At 73.3% G+C, this 19,471-nt stretch carries 18 protein-coding genes; 7 read left to right on the plus strand and 11 right to left on the minus strand.

The annotated features are described in order from the left end of the window. Positions 1-35: 35 nt before the first annotated feature. Positions 36-800, minus strand: coding sequence for a dienelactone hydrolase family protein (locus AC3IYI_RS36945; protein ID WP_489407787.1), 765 nt, complete (start codon positions 798-800; stop codon positions 36-38). A gap of 115 nt (positions 801-915) precedes the next feature. On the opposite strand from AC3IYI_RS36945, the gene AC3IYI_RS36950 reads away from it, so the two are divergent. After that, a complete protein-coding gene (locus AC3IYI_RS36950) occupies positions 916-2,109 on the plus strand; it encodes a cytochrome P450 family protein (RefSeq protein ID WP_489407788.1) in 1,194 nt (397 codons plus the stop codon). A 15-nt stretch (positions 2,110-2,124) separates the two neighbouring features. On the opposite strand, the gene AC3IYI_RS36955 is transcribed toward AC3IYI_RS36950, so the two are convergent. After that, positions 2,125-2,736 (minus strand): YdeI/OmpD-associated family protein, encoded by a 612-nt coding sequence (locus AC3IYI_RS36955; RefSeq protein ID WP_489407789.1) that lies wholly within the window; start codon positions 2,734-2,736, stop codon positions 2,125-2,127. 119 nt (positions 2,737-2,855) lie between these two features. On the opposite strand from AC3IYI_RS36955, the gene AC3IYI_RS36960 reads away from it, so the two are divergent. Beyond that, entirely contained in the window at positions 2,856-3,206 is a 351-nt protein-coding gene (locus tag AC3IYI_RS36960; RefSeq protein WP_243332017.1) for a hypothetical protein, read from the plus strand. 54 nt (positions 3,207-3,260) lie between these two features. On the opposite strand, the gene AC3IYI_RS36965 is transcribed toward AC3IYI_RS36960, so the two are convergent. The 7 genes from AC3IYI_RS36965 to AC3IYI_RS36995 all read right to left on the minus strand — a co-directional run bounded on the left by AC3IYI_RS36965 (position 3,261) and on the right by AC3IYI_RS36995 (position 12,272). After that, positions 3,261-3,446 (minus strand): DUF6381 family protein, encoded by a 186-nt coding sequence (locus AC3IYI_RS36965; RefSeq protein ID WP_489407790.1) that lies wholly within the window; start codon positions 3,444-3,446, stop codon positions 3,261-3,263. 98 nt (positions 3,447-3,544) lie between these two features. Then, the gene (locus tag AC3IYI_RS36970) at positions 3,545-4,117 is read right to left on the minus strand and encodes an HPP family protein (protein WP_489407791.1); all 573 of its coding nucleotides are present in this window, start codon (positions 4,115-4,117) and stop codon (positions 3,545-3,547) included. 168 nt (positions 4,118-4,285) lie between these two features. After that, a complete protein-coding gene (locus AC3IYI_RS36975; RefSeq protein WP_489411810.1) occupies positions 4,286-5,026 on the minus strand; it encodes an NPP1 family protein in 741 nt (246 codons plus the stop codon). A 176-nt stretch (positions 5,027-5,202) separates the two neighbouring features. Then, a complete protein-coding gene (locus AC3IYI_RS36980; RefSeq protein WP_489411811.1) occupies positions 5,203-6,510 on the minus strand; it encodes a serine hydrolase domain-containing protein in 1,308 nt (435 codons plus the stop codon). A 75-nt stretch (positions 6,511-6,585) separates the two neighbouring features. Further along, complete coding sequence (locus AC3IYI_RS36985; RefSeq protein WP_489407792.1) at positions 6,586-7,434, minus strand: C40 family peptidase; 849 nt, start codon at positions 7,432-7,434, stop codon at positions 6,586-6,588. 215 nt (positions 7,435-7,649) lie between these two features. Next, a complete protein-coding gene (locus tag AC3IYI_RS36990) occupies positions 7,650-11,726 on the minus strand; it encodes an nSTAND1 domain-containing NTPase (protein WP_489407793.1) in 4,077 nt (1,358 codons plus the stop codon). Positions 11,727-11,900: 174 nt separating this feature from the next. Further along, complete coding sequence (locus tag AC3IYI_RS36995; RefSeq protein ID WP_489407794.1) at positions 11,901-12,272, minus strand: hypothetical protein; 372 nt, start codon at positions 12,270-12,272, stop codon at positions 11,901-11,903. 271 nt (positions 12,273-12,543) lie between these two features. Between AC3IYI_RS36995 and AC3IYI_RS37000 the strand changes: the two genes are divergently transcribed. After that, positions 12,544-13,722, plus strand: a complete 1,179-nt coding sequence (locus AC3IYI_RS37000; RefSeq protein ID WP_489407795.1) for an AI-2E family transporter — start codon at positions 12,544-12,546, stop codon at positions 13,720-13,722. A gap of 101 nt (positions 13,723-13,823) precedes the next feature. Here the strand turns inward: AC3IYI_RS37000 and AC3IYI_RS37005 are convergent, their stop codons facing one another. Next, on the minus strand, positions 13,824-14,426 hold the full coding sequence (locus AC3IYI_RS37005) for a helix-turn-helix domain-containing protein (RefSeq protein WP_489407796.1): 603 nt from the start codon (positions 14,424-14,426) through the stop codon (positions 13,824-13,826). Positions 14,427-14,597: 171 nt separating this feature from the next. On the opposite strand from AC3IYI_RS37005, the gene AC3IYI_RS37010 reads away from it, so the two are divergent. From AC3IYI_RS37010 to AC3IYI_RS37025, 4 genes are all read left to right on the plus strand, one after another. Next, a complete protein-coding gene (locus AC3IYI_RS37010; RefSeq protein ID WP_489407797.1) occupies positions 14,598-15,728 on the plus strand; it encodes an aryl-sulfate sulfotransferase in 1,131 nt (376 codons plus the stop codon). Between the two features lie 71 nt (positions 15,729-15,799). After that, a complete protein-coding gene (locus AC3IYI_RS37015) occupies positions 15,800-17,134 on the plus strand; it encodes a uracil-xanthine permease family protein (RefSeq protein ID WP_489407798.1) in 1,335 nt (444 codons plus the stop codon). Between the two features lie 78 nt (positions 17,135-17,212). Further along, positions 17,213-18,073 (plus strand): hypothetical protein, encoded by an 861-nt coding sequence (locus tag AC3IYI_RS37020; RefSeq protein ID WP_489407799.1) that lies wholly within the window; start codon positions 17,213-17,215, stop codon positions 18,071-18,073. Positions 18,074-18,184: 111 nt separating this feature from the next. Beyond that, entirely contained in the window at positions 18,185-18,436 is a 252-nt protein-coding gene (locus AC3IYI_RS37025) for a hypothetical protein (RefSeq protein ID WP_489407800.1), read from the plus strand. Positions 18,437-18,541: 105 nt separating this feature from the next. Here AC3IYI_RS37025 and AC3IYI_RS37030 read toward each other — a convergent pair whose 3' ends face one another. After that, on the minus strand, positions 18,542-19,162 hold the full coding sequence (locus tag AC3IYI_RS37030; protein WP_489407801.1) for an L-threonylcarbamoyladenylate synthase: 621 nt from the start codon (positions 19,160-19,162) through the stop codon (positions 18,542-18,544). Between the last annotated feature and the right edge of the window lie 309 nt (positions 19,163-19,471).

Consider the following 19,471-nt stretch of genomic DNA (forward strand, 5'->3'; position numbering starts at 1 on the left):
AGCGCGGGCCCGGCAGAGCGCCGGGCCCGCGCGCCTCAGAACGTCCGTTCCAGCAGCGCGAACAGCGCGGACCAGTGCCGTTCGTCCGAGACCGCGTCGTAGGAGCTCGTGTCGGCCAGGGTGTAGCCGTGTGCCGCGCCCTCGTACACCTCGGCGCGGTGGCGGACGCCCGCCGCCGAGAGGGCCTTCTCCAGCCGGTCGATCTCCTCGGCCGGCAGTGACGGGTCCTGGTCCGCGTGGCCGAAGTACAGCTCGGCGGTGACCCGGTGCGCCACCAGGTGCGGACTGTCCGCCGCGTCCGTGGCCAGGAACCCGCCGTGGAAGCCGGCCGCGGCCGCCACCCGCTGCGGATACCTACCCGCCGTGAGCAGGGCCAGCCTGGCGCCCAGGCAGTACCCCGTGATCGCCACCGGCCCATCGGCGACCTCCGGGAGGCCCGCGAGCCGCTCCAGATAGGCCTCGGCATCGTGCATCGCGAGCTCGGCTGTCAGCGAGTCGAGGGCCGGGCCGACCCGGTCGAAGAGCTCCGGCTGCCGGGCGAAGTCCACGAACTCCGGAAGCTCGAACACCGGTGCGCGGCCGTGGCGGTAGAACAGGTTGGGCATCAGGACGACGTAGCCGGCCGCCGCGATCCGGTCCGCCATCGACTTGATGTGCGGACGGATCCCGAGGGCGTTCACGTACAGCAGCACCCCGGGGTACGTGCCCACGCCGTCGGGCCGGGCCAGATAGGCATCGGCGGTGCCGTCCCGAGTGACGACGTCAACCGTCGTCCGGACTACCTCGCATGCGGTCGTCATGGCCGTCCCCCTCTTTCGTATGGCGAATGCCGCAGACTACCGTGATCGGGCACTTGCCCCGGAGTGTCCGGAAACCGCCCTCACCGGTCCCCAACTGGGGGCGTACCGTGGTCCGATGCCAGTAGTGGACATCAGTGCCAGCGCGGAAGAGTTCGATGCCGACCCCTATGCGTTCTACGAGAGGATGCGCGCGGCGGCGCCCGTCCACCAGATCGTCCTCACCGCCGACGAGATCCAGCCGAGCTGGATGGTCGTCGGGCACGAGGAGGCGCGCCGCGCGCTCAACCACCCGGCCCTGTCCAAGGAGTGGCGCTCCTCGGGCAACTTCCCGGACGCCCAGCCCAACGCCGTGAACTCCAACATGCTGGAATCCGACCCGCCCCACCACACCCGGCTGCGGCGCCTGGTCGCACGGGAGTTCACCGCACGCCGGATGGAAGGCATGCGGACGCGAGTCCAGCAGATCACCGACGAGCTGCTCGACGCGATGGCCGCCCGGCCGGAGCGCGGCGGGGACCTGATCGACTCGCTGGCCTTCCCGCTCCCGATGACCGTGATCTGCGAGCTGCTCGGCGTCCCCGACCTGGACCGGGCCCGGTTCCGGTACTGGTCCAACGAGATCGTCGCCCCCACCTCGGGCACCTCGAACAGCACCGCGCACCGGGAGCTGGGGACCTACCTCGCGGAGCTCATCGAGGCCAAGGCCAAGGAGCCCGGGGAGGACCTGCTCAGCGCGCTGATCCGGACCAGCGACGAGGACGGCGACTCCCTGTCCTCCGACGAGGTCATCGGGATGGCCTTCCTGCTCCTGGTCGCGGGCCACGAGACCACCGTCAACCTCATCTCCAACGGCGTACGGGCCCTGCTCGCCCATCCCGGACAACTGGCCGCGCTGCGCGAGGACTTCGATGGACTGCTCGACGGAGCGGTAGAGGAGATGCTCCGCTACGACGGCCCCGTGCAGCACACCACGTACCGCTACGCCCGCGAGTCCCTGGAACTGGGCGGCACCACCATCCCGGCCGGAGCCATCGTGCTCGTCTCCCTGGCGGGCGCCGACCGCGACCCCGCCCGCTTCGCGGACCCCGAGGTGTTCGACATCGGCCGCGCCCCGCAGGGCCACCTGGCCTTCGGGCACGGGCTGCACTTCTGCATCGGTGCCCCGCTGGCGCGCATGGAGGGCCGCATCGCCATCCGCTCCCTGCTCGAACGCTTCCCCGGCCTGGCCGAGGACCCGGCGGCCGGCCCGCCGGCGTGGCTGCCGGGCACCCTGATGCACGGCGTGAGCCGCCTGCCGCTCCGCTGGTAGCCCCGGCGGCCCGGGTCAGCCGGCGGCGCCCCGCGCCAGGAGGCGTACGGCCTGCTCCAGGCGGGCCCGCCGGGTCTCCGGGGTGAGGGCCTGGAGGAGGGGCAGGACGACGAGGTAGCGTCCGGTCCGGTCCAGGGCCTCGAAGGCCGCCCGGGCCACCGGGTTCTGTGCCAGGGCCGCCGCGAGGTCGGGCGGCACCTCCGCCGTCCGCTGGGAGGCGTAGGCCCCCGCCCAGCGGCCGTCCTCCTGCGCCTTGCGCACCTCGGCGAGGCCCGGTTCGCGCATGCGGCCCAGGGCCGTCAGCTCGGTCACCTTGTCGACATTGACCTGGGACCACAGGCTCCGGGGCCTGCGGGGGACGTACTTCTGTAGGTAGCGCCGCTCGTCCAGGGACCGGCGCTGCCCGGAGATCCAGCCGTAGCAGAGCCCGATGTCGACCAGTTCGTCCGAGGTGACCGAGGGGATCCCGGACGCCTTCTTCGCCAGCTTGACCCACACGCCCTCGTGCCGGGTGTGGTGCCCGGCCAGCCAGTCCTCGAAGGCCGCGGCATCGGCGAACGCGATGACCTCCACGCCGTCCAGCACGTCCAGCACGTCCAGCTCATCCGGCCCGTCCAGCTCGTCCATGCGGGCCAGATTAGTGGCCGCGCCCCCGGAGCGGAGCGGGTGCCCGGCTGCGGGATAATGATCGCCGGTGCGGGCCCGGTTCGCGCCGGACAGCGCATCGACCCGAGATGGAGCCCCCGATGGACGTACGCCACTTCGAGCGGATCACCGCCTTCATCGAGGCGCGGCTGACCCCGCTCTTCGCCGAGGAGACGGGCAGCGAGAACGGCTTCGGGATGGACGACACCTCCCGCGCCCTGCGCGCCCTGCGCAACGCGGCGCTGGAGGCCTCGGTGGCCAAGGGCCTCATCGAGCAGCGGGAGACGGCCGAGCCGGCGGTCCGCCGGGTCATCGACCAGGCGGTGGAGCACCACTGGGACGTGCTGCGCGGCATCGCCCGCCAGTGGGAGGACCACGCCGACTTCGTCCGCGAGTTCAAGCGCCACGCGTGGGAGCTCGACGAGGCCCCCGCGGCGGCCGTGGCCCCGTAGTCCGTGGTCCCGTAGTCCGTGGTCCCGTAGCCGGCCGGACGCCGCCGGCCGGGACTACCGCAGGTCCATGCCCGGGTCGTCGATGACGCGCTCCTGCTCGCTCTGCTCGCGCAGGCGGCGCGCCTTGTCCCGCAGCCGGCGGCTCTCGGCGGGGTCGGTCGAGCGGGTGGCGGCATCGTCGAGTTCCTGCGCCTTGTCGCGCAGCTGCCGGGAACGGCCGTGGGATTCGCCTGCACTCATGATCACTCCTGGGCGCTGTGGGGGGACGCCGGGCGGATTTCAGCGAACCAGCAGTCCACCCGGAGCGCATCTCGAAGCGCGGCCACGGTGACCTACGGTCACCACCAGTACGCGGGGTACCTCGGCGCCGTGCGGCGCACGCGGGAGGCCGCGTACCCGGTCAGGACGATCAGGACGGTCGATCCGAACAGCAACGGGACGAACCGGGCCGCCACCGGAGTCTGGAGCACGACCACCACCGCGGTGGCGCAGGCGGGTGAATGCGGCGTGCGCGCGGCCATGACCAGCGCCAGCGTGACACCGGCGGCCACGGCGGCCCCCCAGGCGCTGCTTCCGGCCACGGCCAGCACGCCGTACCCGACGGCCGCCCCCACCATGTGGCCGATGACGACCCCGCGCGGCTGCGCCAGGGGCAGCGTGGGCGCGCTGTGCACGAGGGCGGCGCTGGCGGCCAGCGGGGGTATGAGGATCGGCTCGTGGATCATGGCTCCGATCGCCACGAGCCACAGCAGGACCGCCGTGGCGGCGCTGATGCTGTGGATCGCGGCGGCGGCCGTGGGCCGGGCCGGGGCCCGGCCGCCGAACGCCCGGCGGCGGAGCGGCTCGGGGGCGGCGGGCCCGGTGGAGCCGGGGGAGCCCCCGGGCGACGCGGGGTGGACAGCGGTACTCACAGAGGCAGGTTTCCGGGCAGGGCGGCCGTCGGCCGGGCAGGGGCGGACCAGGGGTGACGGTGCGGCGCCTCCCGCCGTGACCCTATCCGGCCCCCTCCCGCCACCCGCCCGCGGGTCAGCCCGCGGGTCAGCCCTCGGGTCCGGTGTCCGTCACGGTCGGCACGGCCGTCACGCGTTGGGGTCGAAGGGGATCGCGGCCGGTTTGGCCTTGGCCAGGTGGCCGTTGAACTGGCCGTCCTTGATTCCGAGCAGGGCGCTGCCGAAATCGGCCTGGCTCAGCTTGTCGCGCAGCCCGGCGGGGTAGCCGTTCCAGCCGACCAGCGTGGGGTACTGCCAGGTTCCCTTGTGGTTCTCCGGCGGCTCGTCGTTGGAGTTCGCGGCACGGAAGCAGTGCGTGCTCCAGCCGTCCTTGTGGTAGACGATCTTCGGGTGGGTGCCGTCGAAGCGGATCTGCGAGGCGGCGTGGATCTTGAAGTTCCCGTGCTCCGAGGTGGAGACGTAGCCGACCTGGTTGTTCTGGATCCACACGACGACGTGCTCCCAATCGTGCCGGTGCCCGGCGCTGCCGGGGCCGAGCGAGACCTGGTCCTTCTCGAAGTAGAGCGCGTACATGACGGCGCACCAGCCGTTGTTGCACTTCGCGCGGGAGTAGCCGTTGGTGTTGTCGAGGTCGGAGAGATCGCGGCATTGGCCGTTGACGTCGCCCCCCATTTTCAGGCCCCCGTTGATGGTGCCGTCCGGACCGATGGCGGGGGTGGAGTAGCAGCCGTCGCGGTCGTAGTCGTAGGCCGGCTGGAAGGTCTGCTCCAGCGCGTCCGCGTTGGCCGGCAGCGCCGGGGGAGGAGCCGCGTACGCGATCCCCGAGGCGGCGAGGACCAGCGCCGCGGCCCCCGCCGTCACGGCGAGCATCCTGCGGGCCCGTCGGCCCGGCCCCCTGCGGGAACGCTTCACGGGCGGTGCGTCGGCCATCGTGTCCTCCTCATCGGTCACACGGACAACGCCCGTGTGGGAATGCGGAGTTCAGCTTTCCCGGCTCCCGCCCCCAGGCCAAGGGGCGGGAGCCTCCCGGTGTCCGGGAATCGCCGTCAGCGGTTCTCGGGGAGGTCCGCCTCCGCCGCGGCCGGGGCGAACGCGAAGCCGCGCGCGGTGGCTGGGCCGGCCGCCGGAGCCTTACCGCAGAAGGCGGCCTCCAGCGTGCCGCCGAGGGCGGTGTTGGCCTGCCCCCGGTTGGAGGTGTTCGCCATGGCGGAGAGGGAGCGCTTGCCGTCCCGGGTGGTGAACGCGTAGGTGTAGAAGCCCTGCACCGTGCCCGTGTGCCCGTAGACCTGCGCACCGCACGAGAGGTCGTAGCGGCGCAGACCCAGCCCGTAGAACCGGGTGTTCGTGGTGTCCGTCGGGGTCACGGTGAGCATGGCGTCCAGCGTGCCCGGGCGCAGCAGCTTCCCGCCGAGCAGGGAGGACATGAAGGTGCTGAGGTCGGCCGCGCTGGAGATCATCGCGCCGGCGGATTGCGCCCAGGAGACGGTCTGTTCGGTGGAGTCGACCAGCGGGGCGCCGGCCTCGTCCGGGTGGAGGTAGCCGTTGGCGTGCAGGCCCTTGATGGCCGTGCCGGGGTGGACGTAGGAGGTGTGCTTCAGCTTGAGGGGCTTGATGATGCGCCGCTCGTACTCCTTGGCCACCGGCTTTCCGGTGGCCTTCTCGATCAGCATCCCCACCACGACGAAGTTGGTGTTCGAGTACTTGTACGCCACCCCGGGCTCGGTCGTCCTCGGCTCGGCGAGCGAGAGGCCGACGAGCTCCTCGTAGGTGAACACCTTGTTCCGGACGGCCTCGAAGCCGGGCACGGTGTGCTCGAACATCGCGTTCGTGTAGTCCGCGAGACCGCTCCGGTGGGTGAGCAGGTGGCGCACCGTGATCCGGTCGTCGGGCAGCAGGCCCGGGAGGTACGCGTTGACCGGCTGGTCCAGCTTGATCTTTCCCTCGTCGACCAGTTGGAGGAGGACGACCGAGGAGAACGTCTTGGTGACGCTGCCGATGCGGAAGCGGGCCCGCGTGTCCATCGCCGCGCCCGTGCTCCGGTCCCGTACGCCCTCCACCCGGGACCGGACGCCGTCCGGGCCGGTGAAGCGGGCCATCGCGCCGGGAGCTCCGGCCGCCGTCGTATTGCGCAACGCCTGCGTCAGCGCTTCCAGATCGGGCGCGGCGGCCGGCTGCGCGGCTGCCTGGGCGGCCGAGCCCGGCGCGGTCGCCGCGTGGGCGGCGGTGGCGGGCAGCGTACCGCCGGCCACGACGGCGAGCAGGGCGGCGCCGACGGCCAGGCGCCGTGAGCGGGGGAGCGGCGACCGGGCGGACGGGGACGACGGGGACGACAGGGACGACGGGGACGCGGACAGGCGCACTTTGCTCCTCGGATGGGCCGGGCGGGCCGGCTTGGGGGGTTTGCGGGTCGATTCCGACCTTACGGATGATCAACGACAGGCAGGCACGTTTTCCAGCCAAGCCGCCCCGCGGACGTAAATGTTCGTCATCCACGCCTGATAGTCCGGAAGATACGACCAGACGTCATTGGTGTAGCCGTCCGAGGTCACCGACTCCGCGTGCTTCTGGCATGCGACGCGGATGGTCGTCGGCCCGGGGAAGGCGTAGACGCGCGCGGCCGCCGTGGAGGGCCGTTCCTTGGTCCAGACGCCCGAGCCCCAGGTCTGGAACACGTGTCCGGTGACCGGTCCGGTGTCCACGCGGACGGCCCCGTAGTAGCCGTTCGACAGTCGTGCGTCGGTGACCTCACTGACCATCAGCTTGGTGCCCGACTGCCGGGCCTCCGCCATCTTGCCCGCCCCGAGGTAGAGGGCGATGTGGTGCAGGTCCCGGGACGTTCCCCACACCAGCAGGTCGCCGGGGAGCAGCGGCGCGAGCCCCTGGGCGGCGGTGAAGCGGGCGTCCGCGCGGTGCGTGTAGTACTGCGCACTGGCCACCCCGTCCAGCAGGTCCGAGCCGGCTGCCTGCGCGTAGGCGTAGCGGACGAACCCCGAGCAGTCGAAGCCGAGCCGTTCGGGATCGTGCTCGCTCGCCGGATCGGTGGGGTCCACCTGCCCGTACGTGGCACCGGGCCCCGGGCCGTGACCACCGCCCCAGGTGTACCAGACCCCCTTTCCCACCTGTTCGCAGGCGGCGGCGACGGCGCGCTCGGCCGCCGCGGAGGCCCCGGGGGCCAGGACCCGGCAACCGCCGTCGGCGGCCGCCGGGCCTGCGGGGGTACAGAGGAGTACGGCCAGGAGCGCGAGGAGCGTTCCGATGAGACCTGTTCGACGCAGCACGAGGGGAGACGGGAGGGGAGACGCGAGGGGAGACACGATGGGAGACCTCGATTCACGGGGCGCGGTGGTGATGAAGCGCGGCCGTCCGACCGGCACTTGGCCGTCGGCGCCGCACCCGCGACCAGCCTGTCGGCCGCCGCCGCGTCCCGTCGAGGGCCGGGCGCGGCACCACCCGAACGGGCAACGGGAAACCCCCCAGGAAACCCCCGGAAGGCTCAGCAACGGCGCGGAGCCCGCGGCGGCAGACCGGGCACGAGCGCCTGCCGCTCGCGCGGTCCGAGGCGGCCCACCGTCCGGCAGATGTCCGCCAGCCGGGCGCCGGGATCCGGGTTCCACAGCCGTACGGTGCCGTCGTTGCTGCTGCTCGCCAGGGTCCGCCCGTCGGGGGAGAAGACGACCCCCCACACCGCGTTGGTGTGGCCCGACAGCGCGGCCCGGAGCCGGTGGCCGGGCACGTCCCACAGCCGCACCGTACGGTCGTTGCCGCTGCTCGCCAGGGTCCGCCCGTCGGGGGAGAAGGCGATGCCCCGCGCCGAGCCGGTGTGCCCGGTCAGCACCGCGGTGACGCGCCGCTGCTCCGCGTCCCACAGCCGTACGGTGCCGTCGTTGCCGCTGCTCGCCAGGGTCCGCCCGTCCGGGCCGAACGCGACGGCCCGTACCGCTCCCGCGTGCCCGCTGAGCGCGGCGAGCGGGCGGCGCCCGGCCACGTCCCACAGCCGTACGGTCAGATCGTCCCCGGCGCTGGCCAGGGTCCGTCCGTCGGGGCTGAAGACGACGTCGTTGGCGAAGTCGGTGTGCCCGGTGAGGACGGCGAGCGGACTGCGCGTGGCGGTGTCCCACAGCCGTACGGCGCCGTCGGCGCCGGCCGAGGCGAGGGTGCGGCCGTCGGGGGCGAAGGCCACCGAGAACACGGTCCCGGTGTGTCCGGTGAGGGTGGCGAGGGGAGCGCGCGTGGCGGTGTCCCAGAGGCGTACGGTGCCGTCGGCGCCGGCCGAGGCGAGGGTGCGGCCGTCGGGGGCGAAGGCCACCGAGAACACCGTCTCGGCGTGCCCCGCGAAAGTGGCCTGAACCCGCCGTCCGGCCACGTCCCACACCAGCACCGTGTGATCGGCGTCGGCCGTGGCCAGCAGTTTCCCGTCGGGGCTGTACGCGGCGTGCCACACCTCGGTGAACGGGCGCGCCGTCAGCACCGGCCCCCGCAGGTCCCAGAGCACGACGGACTGGTCGAACGCGGCGGTGGCGAGCACCGATCCCGCCGGATCCACGGAGACGGCGAGCACGTAGTCGGTGTGCCCGGCGAGCGTCGCCGTGAGCCGGGCGCTCCGGACGTCCCACAGCCGGGTGGTGCCGTCGCCGCCCCCGCTGATGACGGTGGTGCCGTCCGGCGTGTAGGCCACGGAGTTGACGTCGTCGCTGTGCCCGGCCAGCGTCGCGGTCGCGCGCCGCCCGCCGACGTCCCACAGCCGCACCGTACGGTCGACCCCGCCGGTGGCGACCGTACGCCCGTCCGGGGCGAAGGCCGCGCCCAGCACTTCCCCGGTGTGCCCCTCCAGCACGGCGGCCGGCTCCGCCCGCCGGGTGTCCCACAGCCGTACGGTCCCGTCGGCGCCGGCCGATACGAGGCTCCGGCCGTCCGGGGCGTAGGCCAGGGTGTTGACCCGTGCGGTGTGCCCGGTGAGCACGGCGCGCTCGCCGTGTTCCCCGGCCGGGTCCCGCAACTGGATGGTCCCGTCGGCGGTGGCGATGGCGAGGGTGCCCCCGTCGGGGGCGAAGGCCACCGCTCGGGCGCCCGCCGTGCTCGGGGGCAGCACCGACACGGGGCCGCCGCCCGCACCGACGGACCAGAGCCGGACCGGGCCGTCGGTGGAACCGGCCGCCAGGGTCCGCCCGTCGGGGCTGAAGGCGACCGTGCGCACCCGGCCGGGCGCGGTGAAGGCGGCGACCGTGCTCCGGTCGGCCACCCGCCGCAGCAGCACCTTCCCGTCGGAGCCGGCGGTCGCCAGGAGCCGGCCGTCCGGTGCGAAGGCCACCGCGTTGACCGGCCCGCCGTGCCCGGCCAGCCGCGCCAGGAATGGCTGCGACTGGGTGCTGAGCAGGGCGCCGCGCGCCTCGGGCGTCGCTTCGGCCCGGTAGGCCTCCTCGGCGAGCAGCATGGAGGCCTCGGGCTGTCCGGCGGACAGGGACAGCGACCGGGCGGCCAGCGCCTGGGACCGGGCGGTCCGCTCCTGGCCGAGCGCCCCCGCTCGCTGCTGGTACGCCACCCCGCCGGCGGTCAGCGCCAGCAGGAGCAGGACGACGAGGGTGGCCAGCATCCGCTGGTGCAGCCGGACCCGGAGCCGGTCCTGACGGCGGCGGGCCTCCTCCGCGGCCCGGCTCGCGTCGAGGAAGGCCGCCTCCCGGGGGCCCAGCCGGCTGCGGCCGTCCAGCTCGTCGGCCCAGGCGCGGGCGGTGGCGAGGCGGCTGCCGCGGTACAGCACGGAAGGGTCGCGGGCCTCGCGCACCCATTCGTCGGCGGCCTGGGCCAGTTGCTGGTGGACCAGCAGCCCGGCCCGGTCGGCGTGGATCCAGCCGCGCAGCCGGGGCCAGGCGTGCAGCAGGGCCTCGTGGGTGATCTCCACGCTCTCGCTGTCCGCGCTGATCAGCCGGGCCCGGACGAAGGCGTCGAGGCCTGCCGTCAAACTCCCGTCGTCGCCCGAAGGGCGGCCCCGCGGGGCAGACGGGAGTTTGACGGCAGGGCCCAGGGCGGCGGCGGCCCGCACGGTGTCGGCCTGCCCTTCCAGCAGGGCGGTGCGGCTCATCCGGCGCCGGGTCGGCCCCGTACCGTCGGCGATGTGCACCAGCCGGACGAGGAGCCGCCGGACCATCCGCTGCTCGGCCGGGTACAGGCGGGCGAACACCTGCTCGGCGCTGCGCGCGACGGCGCCCTGGATGCCGCCGGCGTACTCGTATCCCGCGACGGTGAGCGTGGATCCCTCGCGCCGCTGCCAGGTGGCCATCAGCGCGTGGGACATCAGGGGCAGGGCGCTGGAGGGAGCCTCCCCCGGCCAGGCTTCCGTACCACCGCCGGGGCGCGCCACGGGGTCCCCCGCACCGGGGTCCCGTACGCCCGCGTCCCGCAGCAGCAGCGGGACCAGCCCCGGCTCCAGTACGAGCCCGGCGAGCTCCGCCGGGCGCGTGATCGACTCCCGCAGCTCCGCCACGGACATCGGGGGCAGGACGAACAGCCCGTCGCTGAACACGGCGGCCAGCTCCGGCAGGTCCAGACACTCTCCGGAGAAGTCGGCCCGCACACCGAGCACGACGACGGCGGGTTCGTACCCGGCACCGGCACCGGCACCGGCCTCGGCCTCGGCACCGGACCCGGCATCGGACCCGGCGGGAGAGGCCGGGGAAGCGGACAGGGCAAGGAGAACCCGTACGAAGGAGCGGCGCTCCTCCTCGTCGGAGCAGAGGGTGAACAGCTCCTCGAACTGGTCGACCAGCAACACCGGCCGCACGGTCGGGAGCTGCTGCCCGTCCGGCCCGGGGTGGCCGCCGGCGCAGTGCGTCAGCCGGTGTACGGATTCGAGCAGCAGTTCCGGGTGGGCGCTCAACTGCCCCGGGGTGACGTCGAGATCGCCCCCCACCGCCTTGGCCGTGGCTTCGAGCAGTTCCCGTAGCGGATGCGCGGTGGGGGTGAAGCTGACGGCCGGCCAGCCGTCGGCCCCCGCCACCGGGAAGCCACCGCGCCGCAGCGCCGGTACCAGACCCGCGCTGAGCAGGGAGGACTTGCCCGCGCCCGATCGGGCGACGAGGAGCAACGGGCCGTGCCCGAGCCGGTCGTGGACCCGCTCGACGAGGGCGGCCGTGGCACGCTCGCGGCCGAAGAACCACTGGGCGTCCTGCGGGGTGAACGCCGACAGACCGCGGTAGGGGCAGACGCCGTCCGACTGCGGAGCACGCTGGTGGGGCGGACCGGGAGCGGCGGGAGCACCGGGCAGGCCGGGAGGACCGGGCCGGCCGGCCGGCTCGGTTCGGGATCCGGCCGGGGGCGGTCCCGACCCCTCGTTCTCCGGTACCAGCCGCAGGAGTTCGCCCTCGGCCCCGAGGGCCCGGTCGCAGCTGCGGGCGACATCGAGGGTGACCGGCTTCGCACCGGTCTCGATCTTGCTGAGATAGCCCTTGCTGTAGTGCGTCCGGCGGGCCAGGTCGCCCAGTGACAGGCCGCGCTGCACGCGCAGCCTTCGCAATTGGGCGGGAAAGGCCGCCGCGGTCCCGCTCGCGCGGTCCGGATCCCCCAAGACGTCCCCCATGGCAATGTGCGCCCAGGCTGTGAGAGGCAGGTGCCCAGGCTAGCGCGGGGGTCGGAGGGCCGACCGGCCATTCGTGCGGTGTCGCGCGAAACAGCGGCGTTCCGGAGCCCGGCCGCGGGCCGGACTCCGGAACGTCTGTGCGGGTGGCGAACGGGCGCAGTGGCCCGTGAACCGCTAGCGGTTGAGGGTGATCGAGTTGATCGGACCGAGGTCGGCGTAGACGCCGGTGCCCTGGGCGATCGGGTTGCCGCAGTTGACCCCGTTGGAGCCGGCGCACAGGCGTGCGGTGGCGCCGCCGTACTGGTTGTTGAGGACCCAGTGGTTGCCGTACTGGTTGGTCAGGTTGTGGGCCCCGTAGCTGTAGAAGACGTGGCTCGGGCTCACGGCGGGGTTCTGGTTCTGCGGGTAGATGCAGACCGCCCCGTCCGGGCATCCGGCCCACGTGTCGGCCGGCTGGCCGCCGGACGCGCCGGCGGCTCCGCTCAGTGCGACGACGGCGGCCGCGGCGGTGGCGAACGCGGCGGCGCCGCGGATCATCTTGCGCATGGTGTCCCCTCGGGTCTTGCTCCGTGCTGACACTTAGAGCCTGTCCCCGGCGGGCACCGGGGTCGACGGGTTTCCCGTCGCCCGTCCGCGGACCGGACCGGGAAACCCCCTGTGACCAGCGAACTCCCCGAAGGAGGGGCAACGCCCGTGCCTGCTCCTTCGGCCCAGCGCGGATGAGGCCTTCGGGCGAACGCGCTGCGCGGTGCACGGGGCGGCCGCCGCCGGGGTGATAGCCCGAGGGGACCAACACACCCCGGAGGTGCGGCCGCACATGACCAGGCGACTCGTGACGCGGCCCGCCCGGCGGCTCCCTCCCGGCGGCCGCCCCCGCGGCGAAGGCGGGACCGGCCGGGCCCGTACCCCTGAGCCGGCGGTGGCCCCGGGCGCACGGGCGGCCGCCGCCGCGACCCCGGTGGCCCCGGCCCTGCGGACGGCGGCCGGGTACGCCTGGCGGCTGCTGGTCGTCGGCGCGGCGGCGTACGCGGTCTTCGCCGTCCTGGGACGGTTCCACGAGATCGCGCTGGCCCTCTTCCTCGGGCTGGTCGCGGCGGCCATGCTGCGCCCGCCGGCCGCGCTGCTGGCCCGGGTGATGTCCCGCGGGCTCGCCGTGGCCTGCACGCTGATCGTCAGTCTGGTCCTGATGCTCGGCGGCCTCGCGCTGGTCGGCGAGGCCGTCGCGGGGGAATGGCCGACGCTGGTGCGCGAGTTCCGGGTCGGGCTGGCCCGCATCCAGAGCTGGCTCCAGGGTCCGCCGTTCCACCTGGACTCGCACGCCCTGAGCGACGTCCAGTCGAAGATCGGCACCTACCTCTCCAGCCACCGCTCCACCGTGCTGAGCACGGCCCTGAGCGGTGCGGGGCGGGTCGTGTCGGTGCTCACCGTGGCGGCCTTGGGGTTGTTCTGCTCCATCTTCTTCATCCACTCGGGCGACCGGCAGTGGAACTGGTTCTGCGGACAACTGCCCGAAGGGGTACGGGGGCGGGTGGCCGAGGCCGGCCGCGCCGCCTGGCGGACCTTCACGGGCTACACCCACGGCATCGTCCTCGTGGCCGCGACCAACGCCGTCCTCGTGGGCATCGCGCTCTACCTCCTCGGCGTCCCGCTGGCCGTGCCGCTCGCCCTGCTGGAGTTCGTGGCCGCCTTCGTCCCGCTCATCGGCTCCCCGGTGGCCCTCGGCGTCGCCGCCGTCGTCGCCCTCGCCACCAAGGGGCCGCTCGTGGCCGCCCTGGTGGTCGCGCTCATCGTGGTCATCGGCCAGATCGAAGGGCACCTGCTGCATCCGCTCGTGATGAGCTGGGCGGTGCGCCTGCACCCGATGGTGGTGGCCCTGTCGGTGGTCGCGGGAGCCATCGCCGCCGGGATCGTGGGGGCGGTGGTGGCGGTGCCCCTGGTCTCGGTGGCCTGGTCCGTCCACCAGTCCCTGCGCAAGCGCAAGGCCCGTACGGGCTGACGCGCAAGGCCCGTACGGGCTGACGTGCGGGGGGCGTATGGGCTGACGCGGAGGGGGCCGTACGAGCCGACGCGGAGGGGCCCCGCACGCGCGGAGCCCCGTCAGCCGAGGGGGTCCACGACGGCCTCGACGTGGTCGGCGACCGCGACGAGCAGCACCCGCGTGCCCGCCTCCAGCGCCCGCCAGCGGTGCTCCACCCCGCCGGTGAGGTACAGCGTGTCGCCGCGGCCCAGGTGGTGGCTCCGCCCGTCCACCTCGACCTCGGCCGCGCCGTCGGCCACGTACATCAACTCGTCGTTGCGGTGCCGGAACGCACGCTCGGCGTCGTGGTCCCCGGTGAACTCCAGCGCGTGCATCTGGTGCTGGCCGCGTACGAGCGGACGGACCCGGGCCGCCGGATCCGGCCCGGCGTCCGGCCCGGAACCGAGCCCCGCATCCAGCCCCGGATCGGCGTCGGCCCGCACGATGTCCACCCGGCGCGGGGCCTCACCGGCGGCCAGCAGCTGCACGGCCGTGGTGTCCAGGGCGTCGGCCACCCGCTGGAGGGAACGCATGCTGGGGCGGGCCCGGTCGTTCTCGATCTGGCTGAGGAAGGGCGAGGACAGCCCGCTGCGCGCGGCCACCTCGGCGAGGGTGAGGTCCAGAGCCCTGCGCCGTCTGCGGATGCCCGCACCGATCCTCCGCTCGGACGTCTCGTCTTCCACCTGGCCGCCCACCCCGCTCCTCGTTCGCCGCCACTGACGATCATCTTCCCGCACCCCGCCGCGGGCTTCGCACGCCCTTCACAGTGCCGCAACAATGCGCCGCTAACTTCAAAGGAGATTGCTCGCATCAAAGAAAGTTTCACGCTCGTTCGCGTTCCGCAGGAGGACAGCATGCCCCCGGTCGACCAGAACTTCCGCCGCCGCCGCGGCACCGGTCTCATCGCCCTCGACCCCACCGCCTCGGAAGGCGGGTACACCCTCTACGCCCCGCTCACCGGCACCGGCGAGGTCTACCTGATCGACATCCACGGCGACGTGGTCCACGAGTGGCGGCTGCCCTACCGCCCCGGCCGGCACGCCCGGATCCTCGACAACGGGAACCTGGCCTACAGCGGCGTGCTCCCCGGCGAGGAGGCCCTCTTCCCGATGTGGCACAAGTACCGCGGCGGCGTGATGCTCGAAGCCGCCCCGGACGGCACCGTCCTGCGCGAGCACCGCGATCCGCTCCAGCACCACGACGCCCACCACCTCGGCGACGGCCGCGTCCTCTACACCGCGCTCGAACCCCTGCGGGGCGCGGACGCGGAGGGCGTGCTCGGCGGAGTGCCCGGCTCGGAGGCGGCCGACGGCACGGTGTGGGCCGACACCATCACCGAGGTCGACGCCGACGGCTCCGTACGCTGGTCGTGGAGCGCGGCCGAACACCTCGACCGGGCCGAGTACGCCCTGCACCCCGACTACGCGCGCGAACACTGGCCGCTGATCAACAGCGTCGTGCCGCTCGCCGACGGGAACGTCCTGGCCAGCCTGCGCAGCGTCTCGGCCGTGGTCGTCATCAGCCGGGAGACCGGCGAGATCCTCTGGCGCACCGAGCCCGGAGTCGTCTCACAGCAGCATGCCCCCACCGAACTCGCCGACGGCAGGGTGCTGGTGTTCGACAACGGCGTCTTCCGGCCCGGATCGGACGTCCCCTACTCCCGCGTCATCGAGATCGAGCGGTCCTCCGGCAAGGTGGTCTGGGAGTACCACGACCCCGCCCGCGAGGCCTTCTTCGCTCCGTTCATGGGCAGCGCCCAGCGCCTCGCCGGCGGCAACACCCTCGTCACCGACTCCCCGTCCGGCCGTCTCTTCGAGGTGACCCCCGAGGGCTACCTCTGCTGGGAGTACGTCGTCCCCCACTTCGGCCCCTACCAGGAGTCCGAGGTCCGAGGCCTGTTCCCGTCCGAACCCAACGCGGTCTTCCGTGCCTACCGGTACACCGCCGAAGAGCTGCCCTGGCTGAACAGAGAGGCAGCCCGATGAGCGCCGCCTCCGCGAAGCGCGCACCGGAGAGCCCGGAGAGCCCGGAGGGCCCCGTGAGTCCCGTAAGTTCCGTGAGTCCCGTGGACGAGCGGCTGCCGCTGCGTCGGCTGGCCCCGCTGTCCGCACAGCACGTACTGGCCATGGTGGCCGCGCCCGTCTCCACCACGTTCCTGACCGGTCAGGCCCTCGGTCTCACCGCCGCCGCCACCGCCTCCCTGCTCAGCGCCACCCTCGTGCTCTGCGGCGCCGGCACCCTGCTCCAGTCCCTCGGGATCTGGCGGTTCGGGGCCCGGCTGCCCTTCGTCATGCTCCCCGGCGGGGCGGCCACCGCCCTCTTCCTCCAGATAGCCAAGGACCACGGCCCCGCGACCGCGACCGGCTCGGTGCTCCTCGCCGCGGCGCTGCTCTTCGCCGTACTGCCCTTCTACGCGAAGGTCGTACGGCTCTTCCCGCCCGTGGTCATGGGCGTCACCGTGCTGCTCATCGGGATCGCCATGATCCGGGTCGCCGCCCAGCTGGTCACCGGCCGCCCCGGGAACCCCGGGTACGCCGCGCCGTCGGCCGTCGTGCTGGCCGGAGCCACCATCGGCTGCACCGTGCTGTTCCTCATGGTGCTGCGCGGGATCTGGCGGCAGACCGCCGTGCTCCTCGGCATGGGCGCGGGCACCCTCATCGCGCTCACGACCGGCCTCGGCCATTTCGCGCCCGTGGGCGGAGCCGGCGGGGGCCTGACCCTGCCGCACCTCCTCCCGTACGGCGCACCGCACTTCGACGTGCTCGCCGCGCTGCCCCTCCTCGTCTTCAGCCTCACCACCCTCGCGGAGATCACCGGGCAGACGGTGCTCAACAGCGAGACGGTGGGCCGCGAGAGCGACCCCGGCCGCGATGTGCCCCGGGTGGCCAGGGCCGACGCCCTGATCTCGGTGTTCGGCGGGCTGTTCGGCACCTCGCTGATGGTCACGAGCGCCGAGAACATCGGCATCGGGCGGCTCACCGGTGTCCGCAGCCGCTTCGTGACCGCCGGCGCGGGAGTACTGCTCATCGCCGTCGGCCTGCTGGCACCCGTCTCACGGCTGCTCGCCGCGATCCCCGCGCCCGTCGTCGGCGGATCCGCCCTGGTGATCTACGGGATCATCGCGGTGATGGGCGTCGACATGCTCGGGCGGACATCGCCCGGCGCCGGCGGCGGTTCCACCGTGATCGCGCTGGCCCTCACCGCCGGACTGCTGCCGGTGGTGGCCCCCGACCTCTACCAGGGGTTCCCCACCTGGGCCCGGACGGTTCTCGGCAGCGGGGTGGTGGCGGGCACGCTCGCCGCGGTCCTGCTCCACGCACTCTTCCGCACCTTCGGGGGCGGCGAGCCGCCGGGCAGGGTGTCCGCGCAGGAGGCCGGCCCCGCGGACTGACGGCGGCCATCCGCCGGGCCGGCGGCTATCCTCACGCGGCGAAGGCGGGTACAACTGCTGTGCGAAGAGGGGAAGCCGATGCTGCGCGATGCGCGCGAGTGGTTCGACGGCGCGGCCGACGGGGAGATACGGGCACTCGAAGAGGTGCCCGGCATCGATCCGGAACGGCTGCGGGAACTGTGGTGTGCCGAACCGGAGCTGATGCTCCGCCTCGACCGCCTGCACACGGCCGCGCAGCGGGCCTTCGAACGGCGTACGAGGGTGGCGGTCACCGAGGACCTGCTCCGGGCCCTGCGCGCCGTGGCCCGGGGTGCGGACGTGGCCCGGCTGGAGACGGCGGTCGCGCTGGCCGGAACGCGGCTGGAGGCCGACACGGCCACCGCCGGGGCACGCGGCCTGAACACCGGCCTGACGTGCGGGATCGTGGTCAGCCCGGTGATCCTGGTCGTGGTCTTCGCGCTGGGGGCGTGGGTGCCCAGGATCTTCGGAGTGGAACTCGGCTGCCAGTCGCGACTGGCCCTGGCGGGGGCCCTGGTGTGCTTCGCGGGCGGCGCGATGGGCGCGGTCTTCAGCGTGATCGTCCGGCTGCGTGATCCCCGGCAGCTCATCCGCGACGGTTCGGACGGGGCCGGCCCGGCCGTGGATCCGGTCCAGCTGTGCCGGGCGCTGCGCCAAGAGGGCTGGTACCGGGTGGTGGTGGGATGGTTCCTGGCCACCGCGCTCTACCTCCTCGTCGCCGGCGGCATCCTCACCGTCCTCACCCCGCCGGCCACCCCGGCCGAACTGTGCGCGCCCGGCCCGTTCCCCGGCGCCGAGCACGGGGCCCTGGTCAAGACCTGGTTCTTCTGGGGAGCCATCGGCTTCCTCGCGGGCCTGAACGAACGGTGGGCGCGCGGTCTGCTGCGCCACCCGTCGGCACCCGGGAAGGAGACGGCCTAGTGCCTGTCGTCAAACTCCCGTCGTCGCCCGAGGCAGACGGGAGTTTGACGACAGGCCCTAGCCGGCCCGCGCCGGACGGCATGATCCGCGGGATCCGGTTAGCGTCGGGGGATGAGTACCGAACCGCAGACCTTCGAGATCCTGCTGGTGCCCGAGCACGTGGTGGAGGGGTCGCCCGACGACGCCGTCCGCTCGGCCGTCGTCGCACGGACCGGCCAGAACGGGGCCTCCGGCTACCCCCGCTACTCGGGTGACGGGATGGTGGCCGACATCGATCCCCACACCCGAACGGTGGAAGCACTCCTCGTGGACGGCTCCGAGCTCGACTACGGCCTCAAGCCCGTCCTGTACCCGCCCACCTGACACGCCGTACGTCGCCGCCCGCCGTACGGTCGGCGGGCGGCGAGCAGGCCCGGCCTGATCCGCCGCTCGCCGCCCGCCGCTGCGCGAACCGGACGTCGGCCGCCGCTACTCGAAGCGCGCGGTGTCCCCCGCGCCCCGCCGGACGATCTCGGCCTCGCCGCTGGAGAAGTCGATGACCGTCGTCGGCAGCGTCCCGCATTCGCCCGAGTCGACCACCATGTCCACGACGTGGTCGAGCCGGTCCTTGATCTCCCAGCCCTGCGTCATCGGCTCCGCCTCGTCGGGCAGGAGCAGCGTGCTCGACAGCAGCGGCTCGCCGAGCTCGGCCAGCAGGGCCTGGACCACCACGTGGTCGGGGATGCGCACGCCCACCGTCTTCTTCTTCGGGTGCTGGAGCTGGCGCGGCACCTCCTTCGTCGCCGGGAGGATGAAGGTGTAACTGCCGGGGGTGGACGCCTTGATCGCGCGGAAGACGTCGTTGTCGATGATGACGAACTGGCCGAGCTGCGCGAAGTTCTCGCACACCAGGGTGAAGTGGTGGCGGTCGTCGAGCTGCCGGATGGACCGGATCCGGTCCACGCCGTCACGGTTGCCCAGCTGGGCGCCCAGCGCGTAGCAGGAGTCCGTCGGGTAGGCGACGAGCCCTCCGGCGCGGATGCCGTCGGCGATGCTGCCGATCGCGCGGGGCTGGGGGTTTTCGGGGTGTACGTCGAAGTACTTTGCCATCCGCCGAGCCTACGGGATCCGGTGGTTCCGGCACTCGGGCCCGGCGCTCTCCGCGGCCCCCCGAGGACTCCGTGAGGCCCCCCGAGGCCCCCCGAGGACTCCGTGAGGCCGGGCCGCACAAAAAAATGGCCGATTGTCCATTCTTTATGCTGCACGGACCGGACAATCTCGTGATGGCGATCATATTCGTTGCGCCGCGTGCCTGAATTTTTCGGCGGTGTGCATAGGCTGCGGGAATCGGTGGCCTGCCCGCGGCCGATTGGCCACGCACGGGGATTTGCCACACATGACCGCCACGTCACTCCAGCC

It is taken from the genome of Streptomyces sp. GL_148 (assembly GCF_057834205.1).